10 protein-coding genes are annotated in these 11,864 nt (G+C 44.6%); 5 read left to right on the top strand and 5 right to left on the bottom strand.

The genetic code is table 11. The annotated features are described in order from the left end of the window. Positions 1-87: 87 nt before the first annotated feature. Complete coding sequence (locus JHD69_RS12495) at positions 88-1,836, top strand: M61 family metallopeptidase (protein WP_199140679.1); 1,749 nt, start codon at positions 88-90, stop codon at positions 1,834-1,836. A 140-nt stretch (positions 1,837-1,976) separates the two neighbouring features. Here the strand turns inward: JHD69_RS12495 and JHD69_RS12490 are convergent, their stop codons facing one another. From JHD69_RS12490 to JHD69_RS12480, 3 genes are all read right to left on the bottom strand, one after another. Next, the gene (locus JHD69_RS12490) at positions 1,977-2,444 is read right to left on the bottom strand and encodes a hypothetical protein (RefSeq protein WP_199140678.1); all 468 of its coding nucleotides are present in this window, start codon (positions 2,442-2,444) and stop codon (positions 1,977-1,979) included. A 371-nt stretch (positions 2,445-2,815) separates the two neighbouring features. Further along, positions 2,816-3,118, bottom strand: a complete 303-nt coding sequence (locus JHD69_RS12485; RefSeq protein WP_199140677.1) for a hypothetical protein — start codon at positions 3,116-3,118, stop codon at positions 2,816-2,818. A gap of 131 nt (positions 3,119-3,249) precedes the next feature. Beyond that, entirely contained in the window at positions 3,250-3,966 is a 717-nt protein-coding gene (locus tag JHD69_RS12480; RefSeq protein WP_199140676.1) for a pirin family protein, read from the bottom strand. A 248-nt stretch (positions 3,967-4,214) separates the two neighbouring features. On the opposite strand from JHD69_RS12480, the gene JHD69_RS12475 reads away from it, so the two are divergent. Then, positions 4,215-5,354, top strand: a complete 1,140-nt coding sequence (locus tag JHD69_RS12475) for a putative sensor domain DACNV-containing protein (protein WP_199140675.1) — start codon at positions 4,215-4,217, stop codon at positions 5,352-5,354. 50 nt (positions 5,355-5,404) lie between these two features. Here the strand turns inward: JHD69_RS12475 and JHD69_RS12470 are convergent, their stop codons facing one another. Then, positions 5,405-5,566, bottom strand: coding sequence for a hypothetical protein (locus tag JHD69_RS12470; protein ID WP_199140674.1), 162 nt, complete (start codon positions 5,564-5,566; stop codon positions 5,405-5,407). Positions 5,567-5,714: 148 nt separating this feature from the next. Continuing rightward, positions 5,715-7,160 carry an amino acid permease gene (locus JHD69_RS12465; protein ID WP_199140673.1) on the bottom strand — a complete coding sequence of 482 codons (1,446 nt, stop codon included), beginning with the start codon at positions 7,158-7,160 and terminating at the stop codon, positions 5,715-5,717. A 265-nt stretch (positions 7,161-7,425) separates the two neighbouring features. On the opposite strand from JHD69_RS12465, the gene JHD69_RS12460 reads away from it, so the two are divergent. From JHD69_RS12460 to JHD69_RS12450, 3 genes are all read left to right on the top strand, one after another. Further along, entirely contained in the window at positions 7,426-7,761 is a 336-nt protein-coding gene (locus JHD69_RS12460; RefSeq protein ID WP_199140672.1) for a PadR family transcriptional regulator, read from the top strand. A 71-nt stretch (positions 7,762-7,832) separates the two neighbouring features. Continuing rightward, positions 7,833-9,407: a PspC domain-containing protein gene (locus JHD69_RS12455; RefSeq protein WP_199140671.1), complete on the top strand. Its 1,575-nt coding sequence runs from the start codon at positions 7,833-7,835 to the stop codon at positions 9,405-9,407. 394 nt (positions 9,408-9,801) lie between these two features. Beyond that, positions 9,802-11,864, top strand: a 2,063-nt coding sequence (locus JHD69_RS12450) for an outer membrane beta-barrel family protein (RefSeq protein WP_199140670.1), incomplete at its 3' end; no start/stop codon positions are given.

Genomic DNA, 11,864 nt, shown 5'->3' with positions numbered 1-11,864 from the left:
TAAATTTGTCCTTAAACTTTCAACTATCATTAAATAACAGTAATGAATAAATCAATTTTCGGATTAGTCATACTCCTATCTATTACTATGGCAGCCAAATCACAAGTAAAAATAAACTTTGAAGTAAGCTTCAAAGAGCCGCAGGCACATTATGCGGAAGTAGAAATGAACCTATCGGGCATTGCGGCCAAAAGCTATGTCGATGTAAAAATGCCGGTATGGACCCCAGGTTCTTATTTGGTACGCGAGTTTGCCAAAAGCGTAGAAAGCTTTGGTGCAACCGCCAACGGCAAAGCCGTTAAGGTAGAAAAAGTAACCAAAAATACCTGGAGGATTTTCAATGCCAAAGCCAATGCCGTAAAAATCAATTATAGGGTTTATGCATTCGAAATTTCGGTGCGTACGGCATTTATCGATGCTTCGCATGCCTTTCTTTCGTCGGCCAATATTTTTATGTATCCTGCCGGGATGATCAAGACGCCAAGCACGGTTAAGATTATTCCTTTTGGCAAATGGGATAAGGTAAGTACCGGATTGGAGCCGGTACCTGGCCAGCAATTTACCTACACGGCATCAGATTTTGATATTTTGTTCGATAGCCCTATCGAAGTGGGTAACCAGGATGTATTCGAATTTAATGCAGCTGGCGTAAGGCACGAAGTAGCCATGTACGGTGGCGGCAATTACGACAAGGAGCGCCTGAAAGTAGACATGGCCAAAATTGTAGAACAGGCTACGGCGGTGTACGGCGAAAATCCGAATAAACACTATACTTTCATCGTGCACAACTACCAACAAGGTGGTGGCGGTTTAGAGCACCTGAACTCAACTGTTTTAGGCGCATCACGCAATGCCTATGGTACGCCTAGGGGCTATAATGGTTTCTTAGGCTTGGTAGCGCATGAGTATCACCATTTGTGGAACGTCAAAAGATTGCGCCCAATTGCTTTAGGGCCATTCGATTACGACAACGAAAACTATACCACCAATTTGTGGGTGGCCGAAGGATTTACTTCGTACTACGAGAACAAGTTTATGCTAAGAGCAGGCTTTACCCCGCAAGATGGATTCGTAAACGGCTTGGCTGGTGCAGTAGGTACGGTAATGAATACGCCAGGCTCTAAATTGATGTCGGCGGCCGCGTCGAGCTTCGATGCCTGGATCAACGGTGCCTACCGTCCGAACGAAAACTCGCGCAATACTTTCATCTCTTACTACAGCAAAGGCGAAGTAGTAGGTTTATTGATGGATTTGGAAATTGCCAATGCCACTAAAGGCGCCAAAAGCCTCGACGATGTGATGAAAGCGATGTACTTGCAATGCAAAACCTTGAAACGTGGCTATACCGATGCCGAGTTCAAGGCCATGGTAGAGAAAATCAGTGGCATGAACTTCACTAATTTCTGGGCCAAATATGTAAATGGCACAGACGCGATCGAGTTTGCCAAATATTTCGGCTATGCCGGTATCGATATTGTGAACGAAAACGAAGGCAAAAGCATTCCTTACTTTGGTGCAACAACCAGCAGGGCTACCGGTAAAGTTATCGTAACAGGCGTGGCGCGTGGTTCAGGTGCCTGGAATGGCGGTGTAAACGTAAACGACGAAATCGTTGCTATTGATGATGTACCTGCCGAAGCCTTGGTAGAAAGAATGACCCAAATTTCGAGCAAGAAAGTGGGCGAAACGGTAAAAGTGAGTATTGTAAGAGATGGTTTGAAACAAGACCTGACCGTAACCCTAACCAATAACGATGCCGTTAGGTTTAAAACTACCATCAAAGAAGATGCAACGCCACAACAGTTGGCCGTTCGCAAAAAATGGATGGGCATATAGACAGTTCAATGGTATTTGGTTTTCGGTTCGCAACCCATAGTTGATTGCCTAATAAATCAATGAACTAATGAGCCAGCAAACCAATAAACATAAAAAAGCCCCGAGCATATCGCTCGGGGCTTTTTTTATACATGATCTTCTTATTTGAAGATGTATTTAATACCTAGGCCAAATCTTCCGGCTTCGAAGTTGTTGCCACCATCATAAAATTGCAAAGCTGGTCTCCAGTCGAAGTTGAAACCGATTGGTGCGCCAGAAATTCTGTAGTCTAAACCTACCATCGGACGGATCATAAAAGTAGAGCCACCATCGTACAAGTTAATGCCTGGGCCACCGCCTAAATACCATTGTAGGCCTGGAGCACCTTTAATTGGTGCATTGTATTGATAAAATGCTTGGATCAAAGTAGAACTTCCGCCAAATAAAACATCACCTTCAATTGCACTATTTTGGTTGAAGAAGTGTTTAATTGAAGGACCAACCATGGTAGCGCCATTGCCAAAATCGATGCCCAAACCTGCACCAGTTTTGTAAGCTTGAGCTTGTGCATTCAAGCCTGTCGTTAAAAGTGCTGCGCCTGCAATTAAAGTAAAAAGTAATTTTTTCATAACTAATGATTTAATTTTTATAAATAGTTTTTAACTACCTAACAAGTTTTGTGCCGTTGTGTTTGATTTATGTAAAATATTTGAAAATTGGTGGTTTTTGAGCGGAAAATGAAGATGCATTTTTCTGAAGGCAGGCAATAAAAATAAGATTCTTGGATCCTTTGTGCGAGCTTCGAAAAGTTACGGCAACGATGTGCAATCGCAATGAATTGAAAGTGTTGGCTAGCCACAAAGGATGGCTTAAGGTAGGTCAGGGCAAAACCGATCTGAGGCGGGTTGTCCATGAAGGAGCAATGTGGCCGTCTGTATGCCGCTTGTCATTAATTTGCCAAGGCGATTGACCATTATTTAGGGTAGAGAACCCCAGGGCTTTAACTTCCCAACCCCTGATGAATTTCGGCAAACAACAAGCCGCTGCCACCGCCATAATGCTTAATGATGGGTAAGTGGGGGCGTTGGTTGGCCAGCTCGAGCTTAAGCCTGTCTATTTCTTCCTCGGTTATTCCGGCGCCAATGAGTACCAGTTTGATGCTTTCCTGCAGACAGATGTTTAAGGCTTCGGTCACAGAATAAGCCAGTTTGGCCTTCCACTCTTCGTTTTGGTCGATCAGCCGGGCAATGGTTTGCATGATGGGTTTGTTGGTGCCGATGACTACGATTTCTATAGTTTGCATTTTCTTTGATTGTTTTATTGCTGAGTTTGTGAGTGTTAATCCACCCTGCATTTAGGCATTATCTCGGGAGGGCATGGAAAATTGCTCAAAACAAAAATCGGGAGTCTGTTGTCGAGACCCCCGATTTCTGATTAGAACTCCATCGGAACTTCCATTAACAAGAATTTAGCTTCTCCAATAGCTTTTATATTTACAGAATCGGTATCCCAAACACCGAAACCGTCTCTTGTTTCTAATTTTTGGCCTTCCACTTCCAATTCTCCTTCCAATACGAAAATGTATAGGCCGTTGCCTTTGCCGTGCATCGGATAGGCTTTGCTGTGGCCGGCTTCAAAAGTGGCCAGGTTAAACCAGGCATTTTGATAGATCCAAACACCCGCGTCGTCAGCATTTGGCGATAAAATCTGTACAAACTCGTTTTTGCGTTCGGTTTTGTCCAGCACAATCTGGTCGTACCTAGGCGTTACATTTCTTGTGTTCGGAAAAAGCCAGATTTGTAAAAACTTGGCCGGATGGGTAGCATCTGGGTTGTATTCAGAGTGGTAAATTCCGGTTCCGGCGCTCATTACCTGGATTTCGCCAGCTTTAATGGTGGCCACATTGCCCATGCTATCCTTGTGTTGCAGCTCTCCTTCAAGCGGAATAGAAATAATTTCCATGTTGTCGTGCGGATGCTCGCCGAAACCCATGCCCCCGGTAACGATATCGTCGTTCAGCACGCGCAAGGCGCCGAAGTGGATGCGTTCAGGATTATAGTATCCAGCAAAGCTGAAACTTTGATAACTTTTTAACCAGCCATGATCTGCCACCCCTCGGGTGTTGGCTTTGTGCAATACTGTTTGTGCCATAATTGTTAAAACTTATTGATACAAAGATAAGTCCGTTGGTGCGCCCGGCTCTTGATGTAGGATAAGAAAGGTAATAGTACGGTTTTATGTGGACATTGTTAAATGGTTGGGCATTTGGGCAATTCAACAAGCAACGATTTGACAATCCCACAGCTAAGCCATCTGCAAGAATTTCATGCCCGAGAAATTTACTTTTGGCCAACTTTCGCCAGGTGAAAATCCAGAACTAAAACACTTAACTTAGTAACATGGTAAATAGAGCAACATATCAGGCCGCAAAACTGGTAGCCCCGCAAATAGAGGCACATTTCGCCAAACATTTGGCAGAAGCCAGCGCCAAGGGCGAAGTCGATTTGGCGCCACAGCCACCCGCGAGGGTCATCGAGGCCATTCTCGATGCGGCCTTTTGGTCGAGTTTGCGCAAGGAGGAAGGGCATTCGCCAAAAATATCCATTGCTTTTTTGCCACCAGAGCAGGCCAGCAAACCGTTGCTGTTTCATCAAACGCTGCCGTTAAATGCCAATATCCTTACCAAAATGGCGCCAGGTGTTGAGCGAAGCGGTATCCACATCGGCGTATGGCACGATGGCTATAGCCTGCATATTTGGGGTACAACGCTCAATATACCCAATTACTGCTTTGTGGTTGATGTATCAGAACCTGGCCTATTGGTGATCAAACATCGGCGTATTTACGGTTTTGGCAAATACACCAACGTGGCAGTACTTAAGGGCGACCAGATTAAAGTTGTAGAAGAAAAAAGTGCCACCAGTGCCGATTGCCCGACTATGCTCTTGTCGCTGCTCGATTTAACCGCACACTCTTATTGGAACGATGCCGCCAATATCCTGATCCAGCTGGCTGTTTCTATGCGGGCACATGCACGTGGCGGTGCCATCTTGGTCGTTCCAAAAGGTACCAAAGACTGGGAGCAGTCGGTAATCCACCCCATGGGCTATGCACTTAAGCCTCCTTACCGTGGCCTGGCCGACCTTACCAATAAAGATCGCAATGCCAGCGAAATCTTTTGGCAGAGCGCATTGAAAAGAGAAATCGATCACTTGTCGGGCCTTACGGCGGTAGATGGCGCTACCATCATCAGCGACGATTACGAATTGCTGGCTTTTGGTGCCAAAACGGGCAGGGCCAACAGCAGTGGCCATATTCAGGAATTATCGTATTCGGAACCTATTGCCGGTGGCGATGCGGTAACCGTGCATCCCGCAAAAATTGGAGGAACCCGACATCTTTCGGCCGCACAGTTTATTTACGACCAGCGTAATGCTTTGGCCTTGGTAGCCTCGCAAGATGGCCATTTTACCATTTTCAGCTGGTCGCCAACCTTAAATATGGTACAGGCCCACCGTATTGATACGCTGTTGTTGTAGTTTTTGTTGCCGCAGGAAAGCCAGATTTATATATGGTCTATTGAAAGCCGCTAAGCAAATACGGCTGCGCCGATTATTCCCAAAAGATAAATAATTGCAATAACTATACGATCTGCCTTAACTCTATCTTTACGGGTAGGTTGCTCAACAGCTTTTGATACTTGCTGTCCAGTAGCTGTTGCTGTGGCCGGGAGTTGAAGTTTGATAATCATAAGTCAACATAATTAAGGAACAAACTCATTAACACAAAACTTGAGCCACAGCGCCCCAGGTTGTTAAAATGTGGATAAGTGTTGTTTTGAACCTTAAAATAGCCTGCTTATCTTATTAAGTCTTGCCTCAAACCCTTTTCGAGCTGTACTATTTATTAAACGATTTCCTGAGCAGGCTGTTCTTTTTTCCGTATAACAGGTAAATAACCAGGCCAATAGCCAACCAAACCACCAGTCTCAGCCAGGTTTCCCAAGGCATAAAAGCCATCATGGCCAAGCAAACCAGGATACCCAAGATCGGAACCAACGGCACCAACGGTACCTTAAACGGCCGCTCGGCATCAGGATTGGTTTTGCGGAGGATCAAAATGCCCGCACAAACCATTAAAAACGCCAATAGGGTACCGATACTGGTCATTTCGCCTACCACATTTAATGGTACAAATGCCGCAAACAAGCCAATAAACGCACAAAGCAGGATGTTGGATTGATATGGCGTTTTGAATTTGGGATGAAGTTTAGAAAAAGCCTTTGGCAAAAGTCCGTCGCGGCTAATGGCATAAAACATGCGCGATTGGGCCATCAAATCGACCAGAATTACCGAAGTATAGCCGATTAAAATGGCTAAAATAATAGCCTGGCTTAACCACGAATATGGCGTTTTTTCGATGGCGATAGCTACTGGTGCGCCACTGTTGGCAAACTCCTTGTAGTTGGCCAATCCGGTCATTACGTGCCCAAAAAGCCCAAACAACACCGTACAGGCTACCAACGAACCGATAATGCCGATCGGCAAATCGCGTTTAGGATTTTTGGTTTCCTGGGCAGAAGCAGCCACCGCATCAAAGCCAATAAAAACAAAAAACACCAGTCCGGCAGCACGCAAAACACCACTCCAGCCAAAATGGCCAAATTCGCCGGTGTTTTGTGGGATGTAAGGGTGATAATTAGCAGGATTGATGTAATTCCAGCCTAAAGCAATAAAAACCAAGACCACGCCCACTTTTAAAAATACGATAATGGCGTTCACCACTGCCGAGCCTTTGGCACCCCTGATCACCACGAGTGTCATCAAGATCACCACCAAGGCGGCTGGCAGGTTAATCAGGCCATGTACAATGGTGCCGTCGCTCAATTTGGCGGTTTCAAAGGGCGAGAGTGTAAACTGCGCGGGTAAATAGATATGATAGGAAGCCAGAAACTTAACCAGGTACTGCGACCAGCTGATGGCAACGGTGGCACAGCCAACCGAATATTCGAGCACCAGATCCCAGCCAATAATCCAGGCAAACCATTCGCCCATGGTGGCATAGGCATAAGTGTAGGCACTTCCGGCCACGGGAATCATCGAAGCAAATTCGGCATAGCACAAGGCGGCAAACCCGCAACCCAATGCGGCGATTACAAATGACAAGGTTACGGCCGGACCTGCATAGTTGGCAGCGGCCAAGCCGGTAATAGAGAATAGGCCGGCGCCAAGCGTAAGCCCAATGCCAATCATCACCAGTTGAAAGGGGCCAAGGCTTCTTTTTAACGAGGCTTCCGAACTTTCGGCAACTTCGGCCTTGATGGCGGCTATCGATTTTTTGAACATGCTATTTGGGTTTGAAGGCGCAAAGGTAGCAAAATAAATACTACTAAAATAGTAGTCTTAAAATATTATTCGGAAATGACATAGGTTGAATGATCGGTTCGGTATTTTATTTGGTGTTATTGGCTGGGTTTTTAAAGCTTTGGCAAGCTAGGGTAAAGAATTAATAAAAATTAATTTATTGTATATCAGTGCTTTAAAAAATATTTTTGAATTTTTATAGTACTATGTATTGCATAATACTGTATAAAGCATATATCTTTGTATTATGATAGCAGAAAATACGCAAACCCAAATGCGAAAAGGCATACTCGAATACTGTGTGCTTTTAATCATATCGCGAGGTGAGATTTATGCCTCCGATATTATCGCCGAACTGAAACAGGCAAAACTGTTGGTGGTAGAGGGTACTTTATATCCTTTGCTTACCCGTTTAAAAAACAATGGACTGCTGGGCTACAACTGGGTAGAGTCGACATCTGGGCCACCGCGCAAATATTATGTGCTTACGCCGGAAGGCCGCGAAATCCTGAAGCAACTCGACACCACCTGGCAAGAGCTGGCCTATGCCATCACTACATCGCAAAACGGGGCCGCAAAATAATTGAATGAGAGAATGAAAGAATTATCGAAGACCATTCAAAATTCAATCATTCAAAATTAAAATAAACAAACATGAAAAAGACACTAATCATCAATATAGGAAATTCCATTATCCACATCGAAGAAGATGCCTACGAGGTGCTTACCACCTACCTGAACGAAATTAAACAACACTTTGCCAAAAACGCCGACGATTTTGAGATTGTAACCGATATCGAAAACCGTATTGCCGAAATGCTGACCGAGATTTTGACAACTTCGCAAAAGCAGGTAGTTGAAATGGCCGACGTTGAAGGTGTGATTGCGCAGATGGGTCGCGTGCAGGATTTCCAAAACGAAGAAGAGGAAATGCCACAGGCCAATCAGACTTTTAGTTTTACCGGCGATAAAAAATTGTATCGCGACATGGAAGATGCCATGATTGCCGGTGTGTGTTCGGGCTTGGGCCATTATATCAACATCGAGGCACGCTGGATCAGGCTGGTGGCTTTCTTGTCTATTTTTATTGGCGGTGTGGGTATTTTGGCTTACCTCATTTTGTGGATTGCCATTCCTAGAGCGGTTTCCAGATCCGAAAAAATGGAAATGAAAGGAGAAGCGACCAATTTGTATGGCTATCAGCGGAATTTTGAAGAAGAAATGGCTGCCTTTGCGGCCAACATGAAATCGACTGGCGAAAAACACTTTAAGCCGATGATGAAGCGTTCGGGCAGTTTAATTACCGAATTTCTGGATGCGATACGCCGTTTCCTCAACGGAAGTGCCAAAGCCATCTTTAAGCTTATTGCCGGCTTGATGATTGTTTTCGGTTTTGGTGCCATGATCGGCCTAATCGCTTGCTTGGCTGCCTTGTTGGGTTTTTGGGATGCCTATGATTATTTCCCTTTCTCGATCATTAACGAAAGCTACAGGGATACCCTTGTTTTCGCTGCTTTTATAAGTTTGTTTATCCCGATTTTGGCGCTGGTACTTTTCTCTATCCGTGTTGCCTTTAACAAAACCACCATCAACAAAACCCTGTCGTTTGCCTTATTGATCATTTGGCTGGTGGGTGTTTCTACAACGATTTATTATGGTGCCAAAATTTCGGCCGAGTTTCAGGAGCATGCCGAATTGGTGCGTACCACTTCGCTTAAAAGCTACCCAACCTACCGTATCGACGTAGACAGGAGCATGATTTTTAGCAAGGAGGACAGCTTGGCCTACCACATCGGCAAAGACGATTTTGGCGACAGGGTAGTGGTAGACAACGACGAAGACCATCCTTTTCGCATCCCCCGAAATGTGCATTTGGAAATCGTAAAAAGCGACAATGGCAAAACCAGCATGATACAGACTTACGAATCGCAGGGCAAAACCTTTTCTATGGCGTTGAAAAATGCACAGAATATTGATTACAAATACACGCAAACAGATTCGCTGCTCGTGCTTAGTCCGAGGCTGCAGCTGAAAAAAGAAAGCATTTGGAGAAACCAGGAATTGCACATCACCCTCAAGGTGCCGGTTGGAACCCACCTGTTGGTAAACGACAATATCTATATGCTGCAATTCTATTATTTCTCTTGCAATGCCGATGAAGATAAACAGGGCGAATACAAAGAATGGGTGATGACCGAAGAGGGACTGAAGTGCAAAAGCGAGCTGTAAAAGCTCCATGAAATAGCCATGAAGCTAGGTTTTGCAAATTAGTTGCCTTAAAATTTGGAATCTATTTTCTGTATTAATAACTTAGTGTATTATTTAACTAATACAGTTGAAAGATAAAATGAATGAGGGATGCTGAACGGGATAAGCTTAGGCCGGTTTATCCTGCGAAATGCAACCGTAGGCATTGGGTTTTGAGACTGGTTTGATAAAGAGAAGAGCTTTGGTTTTGCCGGATTAACCAAGCCATAATGGGCGGAAGCCTATTGAAAGTAAAAAGTTATTAAACGTATTTAGACAAAATTTTTAATCCGCCAACCACTTCAAAGGTGGCATTGGCGCTCATGAAAAATAACAGATGAATTAAGCTCTACCGAGCATATAATCCCTAGACATTATGAAAAAACTAATTGTGCTGATAGCCTGTCTATTGGCGTACGGGACTTCTTTTGCCCAAAAAAACAGTAAAATTACAGGTAAGGTTACCGACGAAAAAGCAGAGGCGGTACCTTATGCCTTGGTTAAACTGCTCCATTTTCCTGATACGGCCACCCTCAAAACAGTGCAGACCGATTTTGATGGCAATTTTGCCTTCGAACAGGTAAAATCTGGAAACTACTTGCTTGCCGTACAGCTGGTAGGCTACAAAGCCACCAAAACAGAACGTTTTACAGTAGCCGATGCCGATGTAAAGCTGCCCGCCATTAAAATGGAAGGACTAACCAAGCAGCTTAAAGAGGTAACTATCGAAACCAGGAAGCCGTTTGTGGAGCATAAAATAGACAAAACGGTGCTCAATGTAGAAAACAGCATCGTGGCTACGGGCGGTACAGCCCTCGAAGTGCTCGAAAAAGCCCCTGGCGTAACCATCGATAGGCAGAACGACCAAATCAAGCTGAACAATAAAACCGGTATTACGGTGATGATAGACGGAAAACCCAACGTGCTTTCGGGTGCCGACGTTACTACCTTGCTGAGCAACATGAGCAGCGACCAGATTTCGACCATCGAACTCATTACCAATCCATCATCCAAATACGATGCGGCTGGCAATGCGGGTATTATCAATATCAAGCTCAAAAGAAATAAGTTTTTTGGTACCAATGGCAGTGTTTCGTTTAATGGTGGCCAAGGTTTGATGCCCGGTTCGCCAAGCGATTTGTACAGGGCAGGAGTATTTCTCAACCTGAACCACCGTGTTGACAAGTGGAACATCTTTGGCAATGCAGGTTTTATGCGCAGAACCAACTTCAACAACATCAGGGTTAACCGCAACACCTTGTCAAATGGACTTTCGAGTGCTTTCGACCAGAATTTTGACCGCAACAACCACGGGGTGGGCTATACCGGAAAGCTAGGCGCAGATTACTATGTGTCTGAAAAAACCGTAATCGGCGTGATGGTTGATGCCAATACCGTAAGCACCAATTTGGGCAACTTGAGCAATACCTATATCCAGGAATTGCAAAATGGTACAAGCACTTCAAACTCGGTAAGCCAGCAGGCAATTTCAAAATCGCCGGCGAGCAATCTGACCGCCAATTTTAACATCAAGCACGATTTTGGCAGAGAGGCAAGCCTGACTTTCGATGCCGACTATGCAGGTTTCAGCAACAAAAAGAACGAAGTTTTCGATGCGAAATACCTGAATGGTGCCGGACAAGTGAACAAGACCACCGGGTTGAGAAATACCACCGACGCCAACATTGATGTTTATGCCCTGAAATCCGACCTCACGTTGCCGATCTCTAAAACCTTTAAATTTGAAGCAGGCCTGAAGAGTAGCCATGTTATTACCCATAATAACCTGCTGGCCGAAGAATTTTTAAACGGCAATTGGCAAAATAACCTCGGACGCTCTAACGATTTTGTATATAAGGAAAATATCAATGCTGCCTACGCCAATGTAGCGAAAGAATGGAAGGTGTTTCAAGTGCAATTGGGCTTAAGGGCCGAGCATACCCATTCAAACGGCAATTCGATAACCGAAAACAAAGTAGTGGACAGAAACTATTTGTCTTTGTTTCCAACGGTATTTGTGAACCAGAAAATAAACAAAGACAACAACATCAGGTATTCTTACAGCCGTAGGGTAGACCGCCCGAATTACCAGCAGCTCAATCCATTTGTGTTTTACATGGATCCATATGCGCTTGATCAGGGCAATCCTTATTTAAAGCCGCAGTTTACCAACAATTTTGAGTTGGGCTACAGTTATAAGGAATATTCACTGTCTTTTAACTACTCTGATACCCATGATATGATTACGCAGATCAGCCAGCAAGACGAGGCAACCCGTATTGTAAATGTAATCAGGGCAAACCTGGGGAGGGCACAGAATTACTCGGTCAATTTGTATGTACCTATTCGCCTAGCCAAATTCTGGAATACGCAGCAAAACCTTAATGTTTTCTACAATAAGTTTAGCGACAACAATTTAGAAGGCGCCCAGTACAACGC

The organism is Pedobacter sp. ASV12 (genome assembly GCF_016429155.1).
Lineage (GTDB): Bacteria > Bacteroidota > Bacteroidia > Sphingobacteriales > Sphingobacteriaceae > Pedobacter.
The sequence above is the reverse complement of the archived record's forward strand: the minus strand, read 5'-3'. Positions and strand labels throughout refer to the sequence as shown.

What these genes read in the sequence shown, in the direction of transcription:
- JHD69_RS12495 (WP_199140679.1), top strand. Translation starts at nt 88, where the DNA reads ATGGCAGCCAAATCACAAGTAAAAATAAACTTTGAAGTAAGCTTCAAA.
- JHD69_RS12490 (WP_199140678.1), bottom strand. Translation starts at nt 2,444, where the DNA reads ATGAAAAAATTACTTTTTACTTTAATTGCAGGCGCAGCACTTTTAACG.
- JHD69_RS12485 (WP_199140677.1), bottom strand. Translation starts at nt 3,118, where the DNA reads ATGCAAACTATAGAAATCGTAGTCATCGGCACCAACAAACCCATCATG.
- JHD69_RS12480 (WP_199140676.1), bottom strand. Translation starts at nt 3,966, where the DNA reads ATGGCACAAACAGTATTGCACAAAGCCAACACCCGAGGGGTGGCAGAT.
- JHD69_RS12475 (WP_199140675.1), top strand. Translation starts at nt 4,215, where the DNA reads ATGGTAAATAGAGCAACATATCAGGCCGCAAAACTGGTAGCCCCGCAA.
- JHD69_RS12470 (WP_199140674.1), bottom strand. Translation starts at nt 5,566, where the DNA reads ATGATTATCAAACTTCAACTCCCGGCCACAGCAACAGCTACTGGACAG.
- JHD69_RS12465 (WP_199140673.1), bottom strand. Translation starts at nt 7,160, where the DNA reads ATGTTCAAAAAATCGATAGCCGCCATCAAGGCCGAAGTTGCCGAAAGT.
- JHD69_RS12460 (WP_199140672.1), top strand. Translation starts at nt 7,426, where the DNA reads ATGATAGCAGAAAATACGCAAACCCAAATGCGAAAAGGCATACTCGAA.
- JHD69_RS12455 (WP_199140671.1), top strand. Translation starts at nt 7,833, where the DNA reads ATGAAAAAGACACTAATCATCAATATAGGAAATTCCATTATCCACATC.